This is a genomic window from Solitalea longa (assembly GCF_002920915.1).
GTDB classification, from domain to species: Bacteria; Bacteroidota; Bacteroidia; order Sphingobacteriales; family Sphingobacteriaceae; genus Solitalea; species Solitalea longa.
Genome location: NZ_PQVF01000003.1, coordinates 282281 through 305618 on the forward strand (window position 1 = coordinate 282281; position 23338 = coordinate 305618).

The window sequence follows — 23338 nt, forward strand, 5'->3', positions numbered from 1 at the left end:
ATCTTTTAGATAAAAGCTCAGAGACGATAGAATCAATCATTAAGAGAATAAACCATAATCTTGGCATTAAGCTTTCATTCGGCAATAATCCATTAATTCACATCGAAGTTCAGACAGAAATTATCGAGTTAGATCTCATTCCACTGCCTATTGATTGGATTATTGAGCTTTAGTTTGAATTTCGTTCGATCAAGTCGATCAATATTAATCTAATTCAACAACAATCACTATGAGACCTTTTCATCGCCCCTTCGGAAAGCCGAAAACGTTAAAAGTTGACCTTTGTTGTTATTTGCCTACTCAGTCATTATCTTAGGAATCTGGTCTCTTGTTAATGCAACAAGGAAATTGTTTCCAATTCAACTGTTTTTTATATGTCCACAGACTTTTGGGTAAGTATGCCCATTATCAGAAATATTGTTTTAGGAACCGAAGCTAGCACTGCGCAGATCGAAAGCATTTGCTGGGCCGGTGGAATTACTCCCCAAGAACTGGAAGATGCCGGCTACAGGCTGTCCCTGGAACAAAACTGTGCAATTATGGAAGCGGCATTGACCATTTCAGGGAAAAGGAACATGGGGCTGGAAATTGGCAAAAAAACAACTTCAGTGGTACTGGGCATTACGGGTCATTTAATGCAGACCAGTAAAGATGTTTTAACGGCGCTTGAAAGCCTGCAGCAATTCACGGCGGCTTTTACCCGCTTGTACAATTTCTATATTGAAGTGAAGGACCAGGATCTGTATTATTATTGTGAGCCCTTGCAGGTATGGAACGATATCTCGCCCGAAACTGCAAGACATAGTGTGGATATGGCCTATGCCGGAACGCTGCATGTGTTGTATCTCTTAACAGGCAAGCTGTTTTCGTTGAAAAAGGTGATGTACCGATATTCAAGGGTCAGTGATACAAGTTTGCATGAGCAGCTATTCAAGTGTCGGCCCACCTTCAATGAAACATGCAATTGCATGGTGTTTTCCATGGCAGATATGAAAACAACTGTTATTGGCTATAATAAAGAGCTGAATGAGGTGTTCAAAGCATTGTTGGAAAAAGAGATGGATAAAGAGAGGAGTGTGGCTGATTTTAGTGCTGAGGTGAGACAAAGCATTCTTAAGCATTTTAATTATACGTTTCCGCAGTTGGAAGAAATAGCAGCACATCTGCGCTTAACACCCCGAACATTGCAGCGTAAACTAAAAATAGAAAACACCAGCTTCAGGGTATTGAGCGATAACATTAAGCATGAGCTGGCCTGTAGCTTGTTGCGCAGCGAAAAACTTACAATTGCTCAAATTTCCTATAAGCTGGGTTATACTGAACCAAGTACCTTTCAAAGGGCCTTTCGCGAATGGACTGGCACATCACCTAACGCTTATCGAAAAGCATTAATTTAATGGCATTAATGCTTTTCCCGAATTTGCTGCAGGTACATGAAAATAGATTTAAGCTCTTCGTCAGTAAAATGGCCAATTGATTTCCAGGGCATATAATTATTATTCAATTCTTTTCCCTCAGGTGTTTTTCCATTTCTAATGGTGGCGATGAATGACTGCTCGTTCCAGTTTCCTACATTTCCATCGCCGGTAATATTGGGTACTGGCGGAAAACCAGGCGCCAAAGGGCCTCCTCCTTTCATGTCGGGCCGGTGACAGCCTTGGCAGCCAGAAGACAAATATTGCCCATAAGCTACGCCCGTTTTTTCTTTCAGCTTTTCTGTATGGATGGCACGGTGATCGATCTTTTCTGCAGGTAGTACGGTAACCTGGTTGATGACCATTAACAGCCGTCCTATGGGGCCTATCGAATGAAGTTTTTCTTGCAGATTGGCAACAGGAGCCAGTTGCTTGCAATAAGCGATCAGGTTGGCCAGGTCTTCATTGGTGAGGGTGTTGATCTCATGAGATGGCATCATAAATAATGACCTGCCGTTTTTGTCTACACCATGCCTAAGCACACGCAGCCAGTCGGTCGTTTTAAAAGCTGCAATTTCGCCATTGCCTTTCGTTAAGTTAGGTGCTGTAAGTTGTATGAGCATTTTATCATCCATAAACAGGCTACCTTCGCCCTTTTCGCCATGACAATCCTGGCAGCTTCTGATTTTATATAGATGTTCTCCTTTTGCTATCGATAAAGAATCGCTGGGAATACTGATCGCTGCATCAGTGTACGAATATGTCTTTTGAATCCGTTGTTGACTCAAATTATAGATAACAAGATAGGCGATTGCGAGCACCAGCAATAGGGAGATAATAGTGATCTTTGACCACTTCAATAATTTCTTAAGCAGTTTCATGGGTAGCATATGGTAAAGTAGGGTGAAGAGTATCAGAAGGTTGTTTCATCGATTTTTTTAGAAGGAATATCCCAATGATGATTGGCCATATAATTCCAAGTATCAGGTAAAGGTTCAGGCCTGCATCGGATAGCAGAGTTAGGTTAAACATATTACCCAATGCATCCGATAAAGTACTTAATCCAGCAATAAACGTTAGTACTCCCAGGCTCTTGTTTTCGCTGTAGATCAGTTTGCCTAAACCCATCCACCATACAGCTGCAAATAGAACTTCCAAAATGTTCCACATACCCACAGTAACCATGGTTGTAATAGCTTTGAACAGCTGAGTGATCATCATTTTGTTTTCAGGGTTAGCCGATGCATGATCAGTTAATAAACTAGGCCAAACCGCGGCAAGAATAGCTGCGCCAATTGCGCCTGTAAGTACATAGGCGCAACCCGAAAAAGTGATGAGCGGTGACCATGGTGTTCTATACCTGTATTGCTGATGGAAATAGAAGATCAAGGGTAGCAGCAAAAGGTAATAACCCAGCATATCTAGCAAATTGAACCATTTTACCAGTTGCATATTAGTTGCATACTTAATGGTGAGGGAAGGATCGGAGAATGCTTCAAAATGATAATTTACTGCCAACACCCCAACTAGCAGGCAGCCTAGTGAAAGCAACCCGGCTACAATGCTAATTGCGCCAATTGCAAAGCGATATTCAAAAAAGTTTTTCATATTATTTTTTTAACAAAAATGGAGGAAGCGGCATTTTAATCGGTTAACAGATGACGACAAAAAGCTGATATTTTGCGCCAAGCCGGAAGGTGGAACAACTCATGAATAACTAAATAAGCAGGGACGATTTGGATAGAAAACTGAAATAGCTATTTTAGAGCACTGAGAACCTATAACGGTTTACCATTTAAATAAACAAACATAAAGACATATGAAATATACATGCACTCGGGGTGTATGTAAAAACAAGTTACAAGCAATTTTAAATGACGCTCGATCCCGAAAAATATCAACAGAAACTAGACCTTAGAATAGCAGATTTTTCAACTAGATTCATGAACAATGCTAAGTGGTCAAAATTGTTCAAAAAGTTGTCTGAAAACTGTGACTTAATTAACAAGTGCCTTGTCAAAGATGTGCTGGACAATATATTGAGAGAAATAAAAATTCCGGCTCTTGAAAAGTTTGACGAAACATTTTACAGCAAAGGCATTAATGATATTATGGTTGGAGGACCGTCAACTTTTAAAGCAATTGAGTGGATTGAATTTCCGTATCAAATAACCGAAAGACAAACACAAGATTTATTGAAAATTAAAAATCTGCTGGAGCAAATTGGACAATTGGAAATCGAATATACTCCAGAAAAGCTGATGGTTTTTGGGTACAAATAAATTACAAAATAAAAACTGCTTGTAACAGCCGCTTGCCGCAAACGCGGTGGAGGAGCAATTTTGAACTGAAAACTTAATTAATATTTTTACATCACGGCTGATAAAGACGCAGGTATTTTCACCGCGCTTTCGGCAAGCGCCAAAACGTTAGCTGCTATAATACCAAGAAATCAAACTATGAACAAATATATTTCGCTATTAGTTTTATTAACAACATTCCTGTGCTCGTGTAATGAAGGGGCTAATAATAAAAGAGAGGATAAATCAGACTCCTTAAAATCAAATGAGCTGACGATTAAAACCGACAGTTTGAAAATAGAGCTGGAAAAAAACCTGGTTTTTTTTGCCGACACTCTTTTACATGGGAAAAGAGACCTAATCAAGAACTATGTAATTAGATATCAACCCGACACATGTGGTATTATTGTTTACCCAGATACCCTGCTTAAAAGCGAATTTGAAGGCATTAAAGGTCTTGTAGACATTAATGGAAACAAGATAATTGATAGTGTTTTCGTAATTCCACCATTTAATTATTGTGACGAAGGAGAGTCGTATTGTTTTTTTGATAAATCCTTGCCAAGACTTTTTACTGATTCATACTGTTGCCAACCTGACAACTTATTTGTTGTGGACGACATTGATGAAGACGGCATTAAAGAAATTGGTATTTTTTATTCAACTTGTGTTAGCAGATACAAATCATTAAGGATTTATAGTTTAAAAAATAACTCTTGGAATGAAATAGGCACATCAACATTTGACATTCAAACACAAGATCCAACAACTATTCAATTTGAAAAATTAGTAAAAAAGACATCAAAAAATAAATTCACAATCTGTGAGTTTAACGATGGAAAAACAGAATGGATAGAGCAAACAATGAAATAATTACAGCAGCTAATACTCGTTTGAACGCAAGTCCGGGCGATGTGCAACTTGCAAATTCCACTAAGACGACTTGACAAATGAAATTATTCGCTTATTTAATAATTCCGCTTCTAATTTTTAGTTGCGACAACGGACATAAAAAAATGACGACCGAAGAATATCTTGAAGCAGGCAAATTTATCTGGAAAACCTATGTTCCAAAATCTGGACAGGCGGAAACGGTTCAAGGCGAACTTTTACGAGCAATAGAAAAACTCGCAGACGAGGCTCAACGAAACGGAAATATAAATTTTAATGAAGACTGTCATGTAATATTTATTTCATTCATTAGAAAATATCTCAATGACGAAAAGTTATTCGACAAAGCCACAATAAAGCAAATAAATCAAGACCTTGACTCAATTTCAATCGAGGACCAACCTTATACGGAGGACGATCTTTACGATAGGCTAAGGGACAGAATTATTGACTGGTATATAAATAACAAGACACCGATTCCTAATTCAAAAAATCCGACATTAAACTGTTAGACAACTCAACTGGGTGAGGCGCACAGCAGGTAACACGGGTTTTGCATCAGGTGGGCTGACGTGCAAACATGGAGTTTTGTGCTTCTAATGAATTTTAGTAATAAATTGAAACTTTGTGCTCTGAAATCCGACCGAACGCAAAGCCCTAAACCGTTATGTGCAAGCTTAAAAAAATGGAAGAAGACGTAAAATATAAACTCGACCAAATAGAAGACATTTGGAATCATTTCATTTTGGAATATGCTTTTTGCAAGCACAAAATTAATTTTACACCAGAAGTAAGAACAAATTATTTAGGCGATATATTAGGATACTTTCAAGACACTTTTGACATAATATTTAACAATAGAGAATCCAAATCATATTCAGACAAGTTCTCTAACCAAATAAGCCTTTTACAGAGTATTTATGTCCAACAAGACTTTATAGAAGAGCTGTTGATAATCTTTAAATGTGGAATAGATAAAGGAGTTTTAAAAAAAGATTCTAACTATTCGATAAACCGTGAAATAAGAAATGAATTAGTTGGTCATCCAATTAGAAAAATTAAAGGAGAATTCATTTCTTCTTGCTTATTTGGTTATAATGGAGGAAGTGATAAGATTGTTTATTTAAGATATCATAAAGACAATAATTACAAATTTGAATCGATGGAATTTGCTGTGTCTGATATCATCTTAAGACATAAATTTTTTTTGGACAAATATTTTGATAAAATCCTGAATAAACTAAAAAGTATTCTATTAAGTTTTGTAAAGAAAATAGAGAATTTAGAAGTGTTAATTGGCACAAAAAGCTTTAAGGAAATCCTTAATATTATGTCTGTTTTTTATGAATCAATTTTTAAATATGATTTCATATATGATAAAGAATCTTTACTAAATATTTACGCTCGAAAAGATGAACATAGAAGATATCAAAACTTAATTGATAAATTTTACTGTGATTTAAAAAGTTCTCTTAATGAAAAAAAAGAATATGCAATTACACTTTTTGAGCCTAAAAAAGTATTTGAAGTATCTGAAACTGAAAGACCAATATTCGACATAAATAACATAGAATTTATTGATACATCAGGAAGAACTCCATTTGAAGATATAGAAAGACCTGTAACGTATCATTATGAACTTGGAAAAATAGCAACAAAAAGAAATCCAATGGACTTTAATCATTTTGGAGGTTGTTTAAGAATAAAATGTGCAGATAATCAAATAGTTATTAATGAGCTGAAGCATATGGAATCGAATATATATAACGAGATTGAATATTATTCCGCATATAGATTAATTTGTACTGAATTAAAGGAAGATGATGACTAAAAAAGCCTGCCCGTGTTCCTTTAAGTGTTCGCGCAGCGGTCACTTAAAGGTTAAAATAAAACAGAGGTCTCTGACCGGCAAGATGCATTAGCCAGCTTTTAATGTACTTTTTTGAACCAGGCCATCACAGCCAATCGGCGAACGATTAACCATCCCCCTTATTCTTTTCTCTTAAGTATAAAATCCATAATACCTATCCCTTTGTTGTCTGAAGTGTTCAGCGAAGCGTCACTTCAGACCGTAAATAAAACAGAGGTCTCCGACCGGCCAATTACACCAATGCTGAATCATTATTCATCAACCCAATACTCTTTGAGTAAAACCTTTTGGCTTAGGCATTTTTACTTGTACGGTTTTATTCAAACTTTTTGGCAAAATCATCATAATACCTATCAATCATTGATCGCCTTGTTGTGCCCTAAGTAAAAAAACACTAACTTTTAAAGTGTTAAAAAACAGAGGGTTAAGGTTATGAGAAAGTATTGCCTTGTTCTTCTTATAAATCTTATTTATCTCAACCTGTTTGCTCAGGAGGAAGAGAAACCTGTATTTGTGATTGGAGGACAGATAATGGCTGACATGGGATATAACTTTAACCAGGTCAATCCTGATTGGTTCGATGTTATGCGCCCTACACAATTGCCTGCATTTAAAAATCAATATGGTACCGACGGCAATGTTTTTTTTGGTGTTCGCCAGTCGAGCTTGGATTTTAGAACGTATATGCCAACTCCCTTGGGTAAACTTAGGAGCCGTTTCGCATTTGACTTAATTGGGGTGGGAAAAGATGTAGGCAGAACGGCATTTCACTTATCATATGCTTATGTGGAGATTGGTAAGTTGGAATTTGGCCAGGACTGGAGTTTGTTTTGCGATTTAGGCTTATATCCTAATGCAATTGAATACTGGGGGCCTTCAGGTTTGTCATTTTTCAGAAATATCCAATTACGTTTTACTCCTCTTAACGGTGCAAACAGATTTGCTATTGCTTTTGAGCGGCCGGGAGGAAGTGCCGACCAGGGGATTTACCGCGATAGGATTGAACTCCAGGATGTGAAGCCAAAATTTCAGTTGCCTGACCTGTCTGCCGAATTTCGCATGACTCGCAACTGGGGCTATGCAGAGTTAGCAGGCTTGGTTCGTAGAATGGCCTGGGAGGATCAGGGTGCTCAACCCTATGATTTCAGTGGTTCTGCTATAGGATGGGGACTTAACCTAACTACCAATCTTAAATTAGGGCAGAAAAGTATGTTTCTTGGAGGGGTAATCATTGGGCAAGGTATCGAGAATTATATGAATGATGCTCCCGAGGATGTGGGTGTTAAAAATGATTTTGATAATGTTAATGCCCCTTTTAAAGGAGTTGCTTTGCCGCTGTTTAGTTACTCTGCATACCTCAATCACCAATGGAATGAAAGGTTCAGTAGTATTATTGGTTTTTCTGCTATAACTATCGACAATACCGATGGGCAAAAAGAGGATGCCTTTCACATAGGCCGCTATGCCAGCACCAATTTATTGTATTACCCTATACCTAATCTTACCGCAGGCATCGAATTCCAGTGGATCCAACGTGAAAATTTTAACGATGGCTGGAAAACCTCCGCTTCTAAAATTCAAATTAGCTTTAGGTATTCATTTATGCATGAGTTTAATAAAAGTAAAATGTGAACGGTGTCGGGTCCTTTTATTTATTTACGTATTGTGTAAGCCTATTTCGGGGCCAGACAGCAAATCCTAGCGTATCTTTAGAGAAAAAGAGATGCAATGAGTCATTCTCCAGGTTTATTTGCTCACCTACGCGATGTGTTGATCTTGCCATTCACTATGACGGTAATAGTCCCATGGCTGATCTACAGCCCCTCAAAACTCTTTTTAACCAATAATATTTACATTGATCTTGCAGGAGGAATTATCCTTCTGCTTGGATTAGGCATTTTTGTTTACACGGTTTTTCTATTTAAACATTTGGGTAAAGGAACGCTGGCTCCCTGGCAACCCACCCAAAAACTGATTGTCGCGGGGCCTTACCGTTATTGCCGCAATCCAATGATCACAGGTGTGTTTTTTATTCTTATCGGAGAATCGCTTATCACTCATTCCTTATCCATTGGCTACTGGGCGGTGCTATTCTTTATGATCAATACGGTTTATTTCATTTTAAAAGAAGAATCTGATCTTTATAAACGTTTCGGGGAGGAATACCGTCGGTACAAATCAAATGTTCCAAGATGGTTGCCCCGCTTAACTCCTTATAAAACACCTCAAAACAATAGCTAATAGCACTTAAATTTCCGTTCACCGATAGTTTCATTCTATTTACCGACTGAATGGGTTCGTCTGCCTTTTCAGGGTTCTGTTTTGCTTTTTCCCTGCCTAATTTTATATCAACAAAAAACACTAGCACACATTACTATGACATTACAAACAATACTCGGAGCCGGAGGAGCAATTGGAACTGAATTGGCCAGGGAATTAAAAAGCTATACCAATCAAATTCGATTAGTTAGCCGGAATCCCCAAAAAGTGAACGATACCGATCAGTTATTTCCTGCCGATCTTACCGATGCACAACAGGTTGATAAGGCAATCGAAGGATCATCAATTGTTTACCTCGTTGTTGGCTTGGAGTATAAAGTTGACGTTTGGCGTGAAAAATGGCCGGCGTTAATGTCAAATGTTATTAAGGCCTGTGAAAAGCATAATTCAAGGCTGGTGTTTTTTGACAACATATATATGTATGACAGGGAGTTTCTTTATGATATGACTGAAGAAACACCTGTTCGTCCAACCAGTAAAAAAGGGGAGGTGAGGGCCCAGATCGCAGGCATGTTGCTTGATGAAGTGAAAGCCGGAAGACTCAACGCCTTAATTGCCCGTTCCGCCGATTTTATGGGCACAAAAAACAGTGTTCCTTATGAAATGGTTTATAAAAATTTAAAAAGTGGCAAGTCGGCCTATTGGTTCGCGAATAGTAACATCGTGCATTCCTTTACTGCAGTTGCTGATGCCGCTAAAGGCACCGAAATGCTTGGCAATACCCTTACTGCATTTAACCAGGCATGGCATTTACCAACCTCTTCCAACCAGCTAACCGGAACTCAATGGGTAGAATTGTTTGCCAAAGAATTAAATGTAAAAGCTAAAGTTTCAGTAATGCCGGGCTGGATGTTAGGAATCTTAGGGTTTTTTATGCCGAAAATGAAAGAGTTTAAAGAAATGCAGTATCAATACGACAGGCCCTATGTGTTCAATAGCTCCAAGTTTGAAAAGTACTTTAACTATAAACCAGCAACACCAGAAGAAGCTGTTAAAGCGGTGGTAAGAGCGGCTGAAACGGCTGCCGTTTAAAATAACAAACTTGTGTCATGTTGAGCGTAGTCGAAACACCCTTCGACCCTGCTCAGGCTGACACAAGCCAGAGGCACTTTGTACTTCTAACTTTTAACTTCTGACTTTGGAATGTACTATGCATTTTTTAATCTTGTACTTCTGACTTCTACTTTTCTGTCAGCCTGAGCGAAGTCGAAGGCCTGTTGCAATAGGCTGCGACTCCGCTCATGGGGACTATCGACCACCACTGCTTACAGGCAACAGCAAACTGCAAAATAGCGACTGCAAATCACCGAATGCCAACTGCGCGTCGACTATACGCCTAGTATACGTCTAGTATACGTCTAGTATACGTCTAGTATGCGTCTAGTATACGTCTAATGCGCTTCGACTGCCTCAGTCCGACAACAAACTGTGAATTGCTTACTGCCGACTGCAAACTGCCTTCGACTGCGCTCAGGCTGACTACCGGCTGCTGACTGCTTACTGCCTTCGACTGCGCTCAGAGTGACAAAAGCCAGCGGCACTTTGTACTTCTAACTTTTAACTTCTGACTTCTACTTTTCTGTCAGCCTGAGCGAAGTCGAAGGCCTGTTGCAATAGGCTTTGACTCCGCTCAGGGGGACAATCGACCACCACTGCTTACAGGCAACAGCAAACTGCAAAATAGCGACTGCAAATCACCGAATGCCAACTGCGCGTCGACTATGCGTCTAGTATGCGTCTAATGCGCTTCGACTGCCTCAGTCTGGCAACAAACTGTGAATTGCTTACTGTCGACTGCAAACGAAAGACTGCCCACTGCTGACTGCCTACTGCCTTCGACTGCGCTCAGGCTGACTACCGACTGCTGACTGTCGACTGAGTACTGCTAACTGCTAACTGCCAACTGCCGACTGAGGACTGTCAACTGTCAACTGCCAACTACCTTCATTCCCAGCTTGCAAAAATGCGGCTTCCTTTTTCAGGATCGTTTACAATACGCACATGGGTGTCAATTTCCTGCTGCAATTCTTCAACGTGCGAGATCAAGCCAACTATGCGGTTCTCTTTTCTTAATGATTTCAATGCTTCAAAAACTACCTGCAATGAATCTTTATCGAGTGAACCAAATCCTTCATCAAGGAAGAAGAAGCTTTGTTCCGATTTGTTGAAATGCTGCACACTTTCGGCCAATGCAAGCGCTAAGCAAAGAGAAGCCTGGAATTTTTGTCCCCCCGAAAGAGTTTTTACCAATCGCATGCGGCCATCATTGAGCAAGTCGCGAACATGGAAATTGTTTTGTTCATCAACCTCAAGTTGCAGTTGCTGTCGCGTGAGCTTATGAAAACGGTCATTTGCCGCTTTGCATAACTGCTGCATATAAATGGATGAAACATAATTAACAAAACCGCTACCCCTGAATAAACCTGAAAGAGTGCTTAAGTTTTCGGCTCTTTTTTGCAATAAGTTCAGTCTTAGCTGCAATGCTTCTTTTTTCTTTAAATCGTTTTCATGCTGAACAAGAAGTGCTGATAAACGTACCAAATGGTCGTTTTTATTTTGATACAGCACCTTAAGCGATTGTATTTCATTGAGCAGGCTTTCATACACAGCAGCGTCAAAAGCTTTGTTTTTGCTTTGATCTTCCAACCGTTGAATAATGCTTAACAGCGAAGCGCGCCTTTCATTGTATTCATTTATCTGAGTTTGAATGGCCGCCACATTAAGTGGATTGTTTAAAACAGATTCCACATCTGTTAAACTGCTAAAGCTCGATGATTCAATGGCCTGGTTAAGCTCAACATCTATTGCTTTAAGTTGCGATTGAGCCATTTCCAATTCCTGCGTTAATGCCTTCAGCTGTCCCGAAATACTTGCTTTTTGCTGTTCCAGTTGCTGCAATTCCTGTTTCAGCTTTTCCATTTCCGTTTCAACGGTTCTGGCTTTCAATTCATATTTATCGGAAAAGTTTTTCAGTTCAACTTCTGATTGAGTCAGCTGGTCAGCTTTTAAATGCTTTAACAGGAGCTCTTTTTCCGCGTTTCTGGCCTGTAATGCGCTTAATTTATTTTGATAATCCGTTATTTTTTCCTTGGCTCGTAAAAGATATTGATCCGCCTTGCTTACTTCTTCATCGGCTTTCTCTTTCTGAACTTCCAGATCGCGAAGTAGTTGATTGATGCTTTCTGCCGAAATAGCCAATGAACGCACTTTTTCTTCATCATTAATAGAAAAACCTTCAAAAGAAAAACCTTGGTTCCATTGCTTTAATGCTTGTTCAGCTTCATTAAGGCGTTGTTGTAGCTTGGTAATAGTGGAGCTGTTTTTTTCATGAACAGTTTCCCATTTAGCTAATGAAGTTTGGCTCTTCCAACAGGCTTCCTTAAGCGTTTTTAATGAGGCTAATTGCTGGGTTATCTTGTTGCCATGCTCCTGAACATCTTCGGTACTTAAAATGGAAGGGTGTTCTAAACTACCACATAAAGGACAAGCAACCCCTTCATGCAGTTGCTGAGCAAATTCTCCAAGTTTCGATTTTACCATGATCTCTTGCTGGAGACGCAAGAGCTCATTTTCTTGTTTAATATAAGTTTGAACAAGCTCTTCAATTCCCGAAACCACTTTTAAAGGATCGCTGGTTAATTGAAATTCGTGTTGAATTAACTCAGCAATACAAGAATTGATCGAACTGATATGTTGTTTCTGTTCTGCAAGATTATGCTCCAGTTCCGTTTTAACATTACTAGCCTCTTTTTGAAACACTGCCTTTTGATTAAACCAGGTTCCCAGTTTGTTGATCAAGGCCCAATCAGGAGCCTCTTTTCTTTTTTGAGTAATTTCTGCTTTTAACTTTTCAGCATGAGCTTTATGGTTTACCTGAATTTCCTGTTGTTGTTGAACATATGCTTCACCTTTTTTAAGCGCGTCATTTACCTCTATCAATTGCTTGCGAATCGACAGAATGTCAATAGCGGTTTTGTAATCCAGGGACAGTTCTTTAAACGTTCCAATTTTTTCAAAATCAGGAAGAAGAGCAGCTTGTTCTTTGCTTTTGTCTTCCAAATGCTTTTCAATTGAACTTAGATCGGCTTTTAAAATGGTTGTTCTGCCTTGCTTTTGTGTTAAGTCTGACTGTTTTTCTTTTTTTCTGTCTAAAACCGATTTAAATTTCTCAACTGCATACCGGTAAAGTTCCAATTGTTGCTGCAGTTCTTTAACCACCTGTTCCTGTTGTTGGTGAAGCGACAGTTGTTGTTTAGAAAGTTCGAGTTCATTCAGAAGATTTTTTAGGTCGCTGAGTTCCTTTTGACCAGCTTCTTTCTGCTCTAGATCTTTTTTAGCCAGTTCAAGTTCGGTCTTTAACAATTGGATCTCATTCTTCATCAATTCAAGGTTTACTGTATCTAAACCCTCAAATTGCTTCATTTCACCTTCTAAGCCTGCTTTTTCATTGTTGTTTTGAGCAGCTAAGCGATTAATTTTATCCGAAAACTCAAACTTTTCCAATGAGAAAATATCCTTCAGCATCCGGGTTCTGTCGGTGGTGGAGAGTTCCAGAAACTCCTGGAATTTTCCTTGAGGGATAATGATCGTTCTTCTGAAATTATCGTAACTAAGTCCAATTAGTTCATCACCGTTCGAAATATCCTGGGCGATCCATTCATTATTGATCAATTCATAAACTATGCGAGTGTAGGCTTTTACATCTTCATGCTTTTTACCACGCTTGCCGCTAACTACAGTACGATAGTGATTACCGGCATGGTTATAAAACTCGAAATCAATAAGCAGGGAACCTGATTTAAGGTTCATCATATTGAAGTAGCGATTGTCGCCACTTTGCCCTAAACGTTCCACCGAACCGTAAATAGCAAATGTAATAGCATCCAGAATAGAAGATTTTCCTGAACCCACACCGCCAAAAATCCCGAATAAATGACCTTCAGTTAACCTGGCAAAATCAATGGTTTGTTCCTGTTCATCCTGGTAAGAATAAAGTCCTTTTATTGTCAGTTTTACTGGAATCATTCGTTGCCCTCCGCTTTTAGCTCTCTGAATAAATTTAACAGTTCATCATTCGGTTCCTGGCCTTTACGATGTTTAAAGTATTGAATAAACAACGTCTCCATATCTTGCGAAAGATCAATGGACCGACCTGTGTTTTCGTTTTGATTTTCCGTTGATTTAATCTCGGGAATCAGCGTTACTATACCATTGTGAGCCTGTTCCAGTCGTTTACGGTCTTCAGATTTAAGGTATTCATCACTTACTATGGTCAGCTCAACCAGGTAGTTTGGGTTATCAGCCAGCCATTTTACAGCCTCGTCCACTTGTTCAAACCGTTTCCTGATCAGCGCTTTTCCTTTGGTTAAGGCAATTTTTTCAATTGCAGCCGGTAGCCCCGGAGTTAAGTCTACAATAGCAACTTGTTTAATTTGTCCGGCTTCACTGAAACTATAACTCAACGGACTGCTGCTGTACACCACCGGGCAAGGTTGGGTGTCGATCGTTTGATAGCGATGCAAATGCCCTAGTGCTGTGTATTGAATCTGTGAGGGGATGTTTTCTGAATAGATAGCCTGCGCTCCTCCAATATGTAAAATGGGCTTTTCATCTTCCGGTTCTTCAGGAGGGGTTTCACCTTTTTTCATAAAGAATAAGTGGGCCATCAATACATTTACACCTTCCTTATCGCAATAGTTGTTGGCCAGGTCCTGCCATCTTTTTTGAAGCAAATTGCGTAATTCGTCCTCATTGTTTTCGGCCGAAAGCATCGTTTTTAGTCGAACCTCGTTGGCATAAGGCGTCAATAAAATTCGTAATGGATAGGAATAGGATGGAAGCTTAAGCTCCACAAAGCCAGCTTCGCTTCTAAGTATTTCAAGGCCTGTATCAAGCTTAATACTTTTCAAATCGGTATCAGGGTAACCGGCAAAGAAAATTCCGCACTCGCGTGCAATAGCATCAGGTGCATCAATGCGCTCAGGCGAATCATGGTTGCCGGCAATTGCAATAACTGGCCGGCTTCCATTATTGCTTAAGCGTTTTAAGGTTTTATAAAGTAACTCAACGGCCTCGGTAGGAGGGTTGAACGTATCAAACAGATCGCCTGCAATTAAAACTGCATCAACATGTTGTTCATTGGCTATTTGACATATTTCCTCCAATACTTCACGCTGTTCGTCTATGCGTGAAAAACGTTCCAGTCGCTTTCCAAGATGCCAATCGGCGGTATGAAGAATTTTCATGCGTAAATGATTCAATTCAAAATGCGAGTTTCCTACTTAATTTTTAGCAAAACAAACTAAGCTTTCCACATTCTTAAACGGGGTTGCTTTTTGTGTATCTATTTCCACAGTATTGGTACTTCTGCCACTGTTTGTTCAACTCTTTTTTTAGTTGTTTTATTAAAGCCGAATTGTAATAAAGTTAAATATGCTTAAAGTGTAATAACTTAGATAGTTGATAGATAAAAGGTTATTGCGGTTTCTTGCTTAATAATTCTATTTTTTCACTTTTAGATAAAATTGTTACCAATTCACTAAGCATATATGGCATATAATTGGCACTTTTGCTGCCTTAAAAATTAAACAAAACCAGGAATGAAAAAATTACTTTCGTTAACAGTCATTGTTCTTTTATTTGCGGCAACTACCGTTAAAGCACAAAGTTACACTACTGCATTAGGTGCCAGAATTGGTACTGAAAGCGGTATTACTTTAAAACATTTCATAAAATCTAAAGCTGCTCTTGAAGGTATCTTAGCTTTTGATCATCATAGTTTTGATATTACAGGTTTGTACGAAGTGCAAGGAAATGCATTTAGCGAGCCTGGGTTAGATTGGTTTGTAGGTGGGGGAGCGCACATAGGTTCGTTTCGTTATCATCACAATGATTACGATGATCATGCAGTTAAATTCGGTTTAGATGGTATTTTAGGATTGGAATACACATTTGCAGGAGCACCTATTAATGTTGGTGTTGACTGGAAACCAGAAATCAACTTTACAGGATATGACGATCATAATGGTCATCATTATGGCGAAGGATTTTATGCAGATAATTTTGCCTTATCTGTCCGTTTTACTTTTGGTAGATAATTATCGGATAAGCTTAAGATAACTTGATGAAAAACGCCTCGGCTGAACCGAGGCGTTTTTTTGTTTATCGTCATAAATGTTTTACAGTTTCAGGGGTTGTCTTATTCACACTTAATATTCTATTTTTAGCGTTTCAAATTAAAAGGAATGAACAAGTTTATAATTATAACAGCAGCTGCATTAGCTTTTGCGGCTTGCAATAAAGGTGGCGAGTATAAAATCAGCGGTGATATAAAAGGTTTACCTGATAATAAAAACGTATACCTGATCGCGAAAAATTTCGAAGCTCAAAAGTTTGATACCCTTTCAAAGGCCGTTAGTAAAGATGGCAAGTTTACATTAACAGGTAGTTTAGCTGCTCCGGATTTTTGTGCTTTAGTGGTTGAAGGTGCACAAAGCGCATCTGAAATAATGGTTGAAAACGCTGATATTACTATTAAAGGTAATATGGATAGCTTGTTTAAACTGGATGTGACTGGCTCAAAGTCGCATGAAGAGTTTAAAAAAGCGGAGGCGATTTTGAAGAAGAGCACGGATAAACTGCAAGAAATTCAGCAAAAAGCAATGGCAATGGGTCAGCAACCTGATGAACATCAAATGCAGGCTTTGCAAATTGAATACATGGCTATTCAAAATCAAATGCAAAATGATATCAGAACCTACGCCAAAAACAATCCTTCATCTGCGGTTGGACCGGTATTGTTGGTAAACACTAACCAGGAATATGATCCAACGGTGTTTAAACCTATCTATGATAATTTTACCAATGAAGTAAAAGCTACTCCAACGGCTAAATACATTAAGTTTAAACTAGATAAACAAGATGCATTGGCCATTGGTAAAAAGGCACCTGAATTAAAAGCCTTAACTCCTGAGGGTAAAGAATTGTCGCTTAGCCAGGTAAAAGGGAAAGTGACCATGATCGATTTCTGGGCTTCTTGGTGTCAGCCATGTCGTCAGGAAAATCCTAACGTGGTAAAAGTATACGAGAAATATCATGCAAAAGGTTTTAATATTTTAAGCGTTTCTTTAGATAAAGAGGCTGAGGCATGGAAAAAGGCAATTGCTGATGATAAACTAAACTGGAATCATATTTCAGATCTGAAATTCTGGAGTTCTCCAATGGCCAAGGAATATAATGTTGAATCCATTCCTTATTCTATTTTGATAGATCAAAATGGTGCTATTGTTGCCAAAAACTTAAGAGGAGAAGAATTGGAGAAAAAAGTGGCTGAGTTGATGGCCAAAAACTAAGTAATAATTTAATCTAATCAATAAACTAAATGAAGAAATTTCAAGTATTAACAGTGGCTTCACTGTTCATGGGCAGTGTTGGGGCATTTGCTCAATCCGGAGGATTTACCATCAATGGTAAACTAACCGGTTTAGAAGATGGTAAAAAAGTTTACTTGGTTAAAGTAACTCTTGAAAACCGTAAAATGGATACCACCGCTTCTGCGGTAGCTACTGCCGGAGCATTTACAATGAAAGGCAAAGTAGTAAACGGAGAGTTTTGTTTATTTTCTGTTCAAGGGGTAAAAGGCAATAGTCAGGTATTTATGGAAAATACCAATATTACCATTGAAGGCGATGTTGCGAAGATCAAAGAAGTTAAAGTGAGTGGTTCTAAAACGCAAGATGACTTTAATGCATATAATCAGCAAATGGCGCCTTACTTTGCTCAGCTAAATACATTGAACAGTGATTATGTAGAAGCTCGTAAAGCCGGTGACAAAGCGAAAATGGAAGAGATCAATACGAAGTTCGAGGCCATTGATACGGAGAAAAACAAAGCTAGCGATGCTTTTGCAGCAAGCCACACTCAATCATTTGTTACTCCTTTCTTGTTATTTCAAACAATAGGAGATGATAACCTGCTTGCTTACAGTAAAATTTACGATAAGTTTTCTGCTGCCGTTAAAGAGTCGGCTGCGGGTCAGCTGATGAAAAAGCGTATTGATGTGTTAAGCAAAACAGCTGTTGGGCAGCAAGGCGCTATGTTTACCGCTAAAACTCCCGAAGGAACTGATTTGGCTTTAAAAGATGTGTTGAGTAAAGGTAAATATACATTGCTTGACTTCTGGGCTTCATGGTGTGGTCCTTGTCGTGCCGAAAACCCTAATGTGGTTAAGATGTATGAAAAATACCATGCTAAAGGCTTTAACATTCTTAGTGTTTCTTTAGATCGCGATGGTGAAAAATGGAAACAAGCAATTGCTGCTGATCATTTGACTTGGAATCATGTTTCGGATTTGAAGTACTGGCAATCGGAATATGCAGCTATGTACGGAGTACAGGCTGTTCCGGCTACATTTTTACTAGATGCTAACGGTAAAATCGTTGGCAAAAATCTTAGAGGTGAAGAATTGGCCAAAAAACTTGAAGAACTGTTAGGTTCACTGTAATCAATATAAATATTGATCTTAAAATCTTACCCGTCGGGCCATTGGTTCGACGGGTTTCTTTTTTATTTATCTTGTTGTCAATTCGACTGTTTTCTCAATTGATGAGATATTGCCGTCGATCAGGTTACGTTTGCTAATTAATTCAAATACTACAAAGCCTAATACTAAAACATATTCCAATACAATGATCCATGTGTTTTCGGAAGAAAGTACGGTTTGGTAGTTAAGATAACTAAGCGGAACTAACATTGTCCAAATAACCGGAAAACGATAATTTGAAAACAGGCCTAATGCAAGTAAAGCTATTGTGTACCATGGAAAAACGGCCGGAGAAAGTAATAGAAATGCAAATAATGCCCACATCATTCTTACCGGAAGCTTAATGACTTGTTTCGATGTGAAAAATGTTAAGTACAGTAATACAAGCAGGAACATCCCAATGATTGCTTTTTGTACTAAAAGCAAATGATGAATGCCAGCAAATTTAAAAATGAAGTACTTGATCAGGTAGTAGAAACTTGCGTTAAATTCTAACTGATTGTAGAAAAACTCAAGGCTTTCGAAAATGTGAATGATCTGTTCAACTTTGTAAACAAAGGGCAGTGAAAAAATAGCTGCTACTACAAGTCCTAAAAAAGCAATATCAAAAGTTTTTCTAAAGCCAAATGGTTTTAATAGTAGCGGAATGAAAATGGCCGGCAATAATTTTATGCAAAATGCCATCGCCATAAATACACTGGCCAGCAATGTTCGGTTTATAACTAACAGATAAATTACCAGCAGGGTAAAGAATATCATTCCGGCATCGAAATGTAAGTTGCCACAGAATTCAATAATGCATAAAGGGTTTAATGCGTAAATAAAAATTCTGTTTTTGGGCAGATTGAATCGTTTTAAAAGTAAACTCAACATCCAAATTGTACCCAGTTCAAACAAGAATACAAAGCCTTTCATCACCAATACTGCTTTGTATATATCAGTTGGGAATATTTTGCAGGCAATACCAAAAATTGACTGGCAGAACGGGGGGTAAATTGAATAAAGCTGTTGGGAAGCAAGTTTTTGATATAAGGAAGCGTCAATGCCCTCAATTTGTACTCCCGCAACCATATAACTTTCGGGACGGTGGGCAAAAGGGTCGAAACCAAGGCGTAATAATTGGCCATCCCAAACAAACCGATAGAAATCTTGTGTTAAAAATGGCAAGGCGAATAAAACTGCCAACCGAAGTATAATGCTGCTCCAAAAGTTTAACCGATAGAACTTTTCATCGTTATAAAACTTCAGGATGGCTATATAAGCAGCAAATGAAAAGAAGAAAAGTAGCAGCAGTTGTGCGCTTTCGGTCTTTTGGGTGAAATAAGATAAAAATACAAGTGTAATTAAGAGCGCCAGATTAATGGCGAAAGGTATAACTTTCTTCATCACTGCAAAATTAAAAGATACTTTGTTTCTTTACAGTACTAATCGAAATTAGTGTTATCAAAATAAGCCAATGGCGAAAAAACAGTTTACCGATCAAATGGGTAGAACCATTGAAGTTAATTTTCCGCCTCAACGCATTGTTTCATTGGTTCCATCTCAAACAGAGCTTTTATTTGAATTGGATCTTGGGAATAAAGTTGTGGGTATCACCAAGTTTTGTATTCATCCCGAAGAATGGTTTAAAAATACCCCAAAAGTAGGAGGGACAAAGAAACTAAATATTGAAGAGATCAGAGCCTTAAAGCCAGACCTGATCATTGGGAATAAGGAAGAAAATCAGCGGGAACAAATTGAAATGTTAATGAAGGAGTTCCCGGTTTGGATGAGTGACATCTCAACCTTTGACGAGGCCTGTGAAATGATAGTACAAGTTGGCGCTTTGGTTGATAAGGAAAAGGAATCTAAAACTCTTGCCGAAAATATTCGAGGATCTTTTGATGAGCTGTTTCAATCGGAAGAAATTAAAAGGATAAAGGAGCGTTCACCAACGATAGCTTATTTTATTTGGAAAGATCCTTATATGGTGGCAGCCAGCAATACGTTCATTGATCACATGATAAATCTATTGGGAATGAAAAATTGTTTTCAGTTCTTGGATCGGTATGCTGAAATAAAGTTGGAAGACCTTAAAAGTGCAGCTCCCCAGTTCGTCTTTCTGTCATCGGAGCCGTATCCATTTAAAGATAAGCATGTTACAGAAATAGGCCTTGAGATGCCCAACACCCATGTTTTAATTGTTGATGGGGAAATGTTCAGCTGGTATGGGAGCCGTTTACTGCATGCTTCAAAATATTTTAAAAAAATCTTTAGTTAGGTGTTGTAAATTAAAATAAGATTTCTACTTTTGCAGTCCCGAAACACAACAACGGGGAATGCGGAAGTGGCGTAATTGGTAGCCGCACCAGACTTAGGATCTGGCGCCGCGAGGCGTGGGGGTTCGAGTCCCTTCTTCCGCACAGGAAAATAAAAGAGCAGTTCAGGTTAATTCCGAGACTGCTCTTTTTGTTTATGACTATTTTAATAGTGTCGCTATTTTTAAATTAGTTAGGAAAAAATAAAGAAAAAAACTAGCTTTGCGCCTCCAAAATGCGGACGGATGCGAGAGAAGGTAAAGAAGCAGTTTTCCTTCTTCCGCACAGAATACTATCCTCCGTATATGTGGAGGATTTTTAATTTAAAAACAAACGAGTATTAATGAATACTCATCTGGTAGATCAAAAAATAATTCTTTTTTAAGATGAATATCACCCAAGAAAAAATCAACGACTTAAGCTCAGTAGTAACTATCAACATTAAGCCTGAAGACTATAAAGCTAAAGTAGAAAAAGCAATTAAAGAGCAAGGTAAAAAAGTACGTATGCCAGGTTTTCGTCCGGGTATGGTGCCTGCAGCTCATATTAAGAAGCTTTACGGTAAAAGCATTCTGGTTGATGAGATCAACAACCTGCTTTCGGATTCGTTGAACAATTATATTGCCGACAATAAATTAGAGGTTTTGGGTCAACCATTGCCTAAAGTTGACAAGGATAAAAACTACAACTGGGATTTTGAAGATTCATTTGAATTTAGTTATGAATTAGGTTTAGCACCTGAATTCAAAGCTGAATTCTCTTCAAAAGATAAGTTCAAAAAATACAAAATCACTGCTGACGCAGAAACCATTAAAAGTCGTACCGAAAGCTTACAACGTGCTTACGGTAAAATGACTAACCCAGAGGTTTCAGAAGAAGGAGATAGCTTATACGGTGATTTCGCTCAATTAGCTGAAGATGGTTCAGTACTTGAAGGCGGAATTGCTCATACTACTTCATTACGTATTGAATTAGTAGAAGATGCTAAAATCAAAAAATCATTGGTTGGCTTGAAAAAAGATGATGTTGTTTCTTTCGATATTCAGAAAGCTTATAAAAACAATGCTCATCAGATTCACAATCTCTTAAATATCAGCGAAGAAGAAGCTGAAGCATTAAAAGGAAACTTCCAGTTTACAGTTAAAAACGTTAACCGTTTAGAAGCTGCTGAATTGAACGAAGAATTCTTTGCAAAAGTATTCCCTGATGGCAGCGTAACAACTGCAGAAGCATTCAATGCTTATGTTATTGAGGAGATTGAGAAACAAATGGAAATGAACGCTGATCGTAAATTCTCAAATGATATTTACGAGTACGCATTAGCTAACATCAAATTCGAACTTCCTTCAGATTTCTTAAAACGTTGGTTAAAAGCTACCAATGAGCAATTAAGCGATGAAGAATTGGAAAAAGATTTTGATTCATTTGAGAAGAACCTTAAATGGACTTTGATCGAAAACAAACTTGTTCAATCGAACAATCTTGAGATCAAACCTGAAGAGGTGGTTGCATTAGCTAAAGAGCGCATTTCTGCTCAGTTTGCAATGTACAGTCCAACCCCAATTGATGATACTCAGTTGAACCAGTATGCTAGCAACTTCCTGCAAGATCGTGAACGTGCTACTCAAATGTATAATGAGGTTCGTAGCAACAAAGTATTTGAGTTCTTAAAAAGCACTGTTGCAACCGAGGAAAAAGTAATCGATTATAAGTCATTCCTTGAGTTGAAGTAATTCAAATGAATTTTGACGTCATATTGTCATAAATATTGGAAATCTGTCATGCACATGACAGATTTCTTTTTTAGTGGCAATTTGTTGATTAAAAGATAATTAGATGATTTTGATGCCTTGCTGAACATTTTTAAAATCAGCTAATCCGGTACAAGGTTTTTTATGTATGATATTTGATTATATTAGTTTTATAAGCAAATAAACAAAAGTTAACTATTGAGTACTGATGCTCAATTGTTTAGGTTCAGAAAATATTGAAACAGTAAAAATCTAATTTAAAATACATGAAAGACAGAATCGACAGAAACGAATTTCGTAAATACGCTGTAAAACATCACCGTATTAATAGCCTTGCAGTTGACGGTTTTATCTCTCGTGTTGAGAGCAGAAAATTGCCAACCAATATTACTCCGTATATTATCGAGGAACGCCCTATGAATGTTGCTTCAATGGATGTGTTTTCTCGTTTAATGATGGATCGTATCATTTTTTTAGGTGATCCAATCTATGATGTTACAGCAAACATCGTACAGGCTCAGTTGTTGTTCCTTCAATCAGTAGACGCTAAACGAGATATTCAACTATATTTGAATAGTCCGGGAGGCTCAGTTTACGCGGGTTTAGGTATTTATGATACCATGCAGTTTGTAGAGCCTGATGTAGCAACTATTTGTACAGGAATGGCAGCCTCTATGGGTGCTGTATTATTGTGCGCAGGTGCTGCAGGTAAACGTGCAGGTTTGGCACATTCAAGAGTGATGATTCACCAGCCAATGGGTGGTGCCGAAGGACAAGCTTCAGACATTGAAATCACCGCTCGTGAAATTGGTAAATTGAAGAAGGAATTATATGAGATCATCGCACGTCATAGTAATCAACCGTATGAAAAAGTATGGGAATGCTCTGACCGCGATTACTGGATGATTGCCGATGAAGCGAAAGCCTTTGGTATGATCGACGAAGTATTGACCTCAAACAGAGAGACTAAATAATTTTAAGTGCGATTTTAGA

General features: G+C 38.3%; 19 protein-coding genes and 1 tRNA gene. 15 read left to right on the top strand and 5 right to left on the bottom strand.

Annotated features, from left to right (window positions below; genetic code table 11):
- Positions 1 to 374 precede the first annotated feature (374 nt).
- Positions 375 to 1397, top strand: a complete 1023-nt coding sequence (locus C3K47_RS05450) for an AraC family transcriptional regulator (RefSeq protein ID WP_103788101.1) — start codon at positions 375 to 377, stop codon at positions 1395 to 1397.
- A gap of 5 nt (positions 1398 to 1402) precedes the next feature.
- Here C3K47_RS05450 and C3K47_RS05455 read toward each other — a convergent pair whose 3' ends face one another.
- Both C3K47_RS05455 and C3K47_RS05460 read right to left on the bottom strand, forming a co-directional pair.
- A complete protein-coding gene (locus C3K47_RS05455) occupies positions 1403 to 2296 on the bottom strand; it encodes a c-type cytochrome (RefSeq protein WP_165784638.1) in 894 nt (297 codons plus the stop codon).
- Complete coding sequence (locus tag C3K47_RS05460; RefSeq protein ID WP_103788103.1) at positions 2283 to 3023, bottom strand: hypothetical protein; 741 nt, start codon at positions 3021 to 3023, stop codon at positions 2283 to 2285. The genes C3K47_RS05455 and C3K47_RS05460 overlap by 14 nt, the downstream gene beginning before the upstream one ends.
- 266 nt (positions 3024 to 3289) lie before the next feature.
- Here C3K47_RS05460 and C3K47_RS05465 point away from each other — a divergent pair, with 266 nt between their 5' ends.
- From C3K47_RS05465 to C3K47_RS05495, 7 genes are all read left to right on the top strand, one after another.
- The gene (locus C3K47_RS05465) at positions 3290 to 3697 is read left to right on the top strand and encodes a DUF6678 family protein (protein ID WP_103788104.1); all 408 of its coding nucleotides are present in this window, start codon (positions 3290 to 3292) and stop codon (positions 3695 to 3697) included.
- 177 nt (positions 3698 to 3874) lie between these two features.
- Complete coding sequence (locus tag C3K47_RS05470) at positions 3875 to 4588, top strand: hypothetical protein (RefSeq protein ID WP_103788105.1); 714 nt, start codon at positions 3875 to 3877, stop codon at positions 4586 to 4588.
- 143 nt (positions 4589 to 4731) lie between these two features.
- Entirely contained in the window at positions 4732 to 5118 is a 387-nt protein-coding gene (locus C3K47_RS05475; RefSeq protein WP_103788106.1) for a hypothetical protein, read from the top strand.
- A gap of 173 nt (positions 5119 to 5291) precedes the next feature.
- On the top strand, positions 5292 to 6437 hold the full coding sequence (locus C3K47_RS05480; protein ID WP_133159333.1) for a hypothetical protein: 1146 nt from the start codon (positions 5292 to 5294) through the stop codon (positions 6435 to 6437).
- A gap of 471 nt (positions 6438 to 6908) precedes the next feature.
- Positions 6909 to 8108, top strand: coding sequence for a DcaP family trimeric outer membrane transporter (locus C3K47_RS05485; RefSeq protein WP_103788108.1), 1200 nt, complete (start codon positions 6909 to 6911; stop codon positions 8106 to 8108).
- Between the two features lie 96 nt (positions 8109 to 8204).
- Complete coding sequence (locus C3K47_RS05490) at positions 8205 to 8717, top strand: methyltransferase family protein (protein ID WP_103788109.1); 513 nt, start codon at positions 8205 to 8207, stop codon at positions 8715 to 8717.
- Between the two features lie 135 nt (positions 8718 to 8852).
- A complete protein-coding gene (locus C3K47_RS05495; protein ID WP_103788110.1) occupies positions 8853 to 9788 on the top strand; it encodes an NAD(P)H-binding protein in 936 nt (311 codons plus the stop codon).
- A gap of 912 nt (positions 9789 to 10700) precedes the next feature.
- On the opposite strand, the gene C3K47_RS05500 is transcribed toward C3K47_RS05495, so the two are convergent.
- Together C3K47_RS05500 and C3K47_RS05505 are read right to left on the bottom strand one after the other, a co-directional pair.
- A complete protein-coding gene (locus C3K47_RS05500) occupies positions 10701 to 13781 on the bottom strand; it encodes an AAA family ATPase (RefSeq protein WP_103788111.1) in 3081 nt (1026 codons plus the stop codon).
- On the bottom strand, positions 13778 to 15001 hold the full coding sequence (locus C3K47_RS05505) for a metallophosphoesterase family protein (RefSeq protein ID WP_103788112.1): 1224 nt from the start codon (positions 14999 to 15001) through the stop codon (positions 13778 to 13780). Before C3K47_RS05505 ends, C3K47_RS05500 begins: the two co-directional genes overlap by 4 nt.
- 354 nt (positions 15002 to 15355) lie before the next feature.
- Between C3K47_RS05505 and C3K47_RS19715 the strand changes: the two genes are divergently transcribed.
- From C3K47_RS19715 to C3K47_RS05520, 3 genes are all read left to right on the top strand, one after another.
- On the top strand, positions 15356 to 15853 hold the full coding sequence (locus tag C3K47_RS19715) for a hypothetical protein (RefSeq protein ID WP_103788113.1): 498 nt from the start codon (positions 15356 to 15358) through the stop codon (positions 15851 to 15853).
- Positions 15854 to 16000: 147 nt separating this feature from the next.
- Positions 16001 to 17107, top strand: a complete 1107-nt coding sequence (locus C3K47_RS05515) for a TlpA disulfide reductase family protein (protein ID WP_103788114.1) — start codon at positions 16001 to 16003, stop codon at positions 17105 to 17107.
- Positions 17108 to 17136: 29 nt separating this feature from the next.
- Entirely contained in the window at positions 17137 to 18258 is a 1122-nt protein-coding gene (locus tag C3K47_RS05520; protein WP_103788115.1) for a TlpA disulfide reductase family protein, read from the top strand.
- A gap of 66 nt (positions 18259 to 18324) precedes the next feature.
- Here the strand turns inward: C3K47_RS05520 and C3K47_RS05525 are convergent, their stop codons facing one another.
- Positions 18325 to 19683 carry a DUF2029 domain-containing protein gene (locus C3K47_RS05525; RefSeq protein ID WP_103788116.1) on the bottom strand — a complete coding sequence of 453 codons (1359 nt, stop codon included), beginning with the start codon at positions 19681 to 19683 and terminating at the stop codon, positions 18325 to 18327.
- A gap of 70 nt (positions 19684 to 19753) precedes the next feature.
- Here C3K47_RS05525 and C3K47_RS05530 point away from each other — a divergent pair, with 70 nt between their 5' ends.
- From C3K47_RS05530 to clpP, 4 genes are all read left to right on the top strand, one after another.
- Complete coding sequence (locus tag C3K47_RS05530) at positions 19754 to 20557, top strand: ABC transporter substrate-binding protein (protein WP_103788117.1); 804 nt, start codon at positions 19754 to 19756, stop codon at positions 20555 to 20557.
- A 60-nt stretch (positions 20558 to 20617) separates the two neighbouring features.
- Positions 20618 to 20699: transfer RNA gene (locus C3K47_RS05535), tRNA-Leu, on the top strand.
- Between the two features lie 281 nt (positions 20700 to 20980).
- Positions 20981 to 22327, top strand: a complete 1347-nt coding sequence (gene tig, locus C3K47_RS05540) for a trigger factor (protein WP_103788118.1) — start codon at positions 20981 to 20983, stop codon at positions 22325 to 22327.
- 284 nt (positions 22328 to 22611) lie between these two features.
- Entirely contained in the window at positions 22612 to 23319 is a 708-nt protein-coding gene (gene clpP / locus C3K47_RS05545; protein ID WP_103788119.1) for an ATP-dependent Clp endopeptidase proteolytic subunit ClpP, read from the top strand.
- Positions 23320 to 23338: the final 19 nt, after the last annotated feature.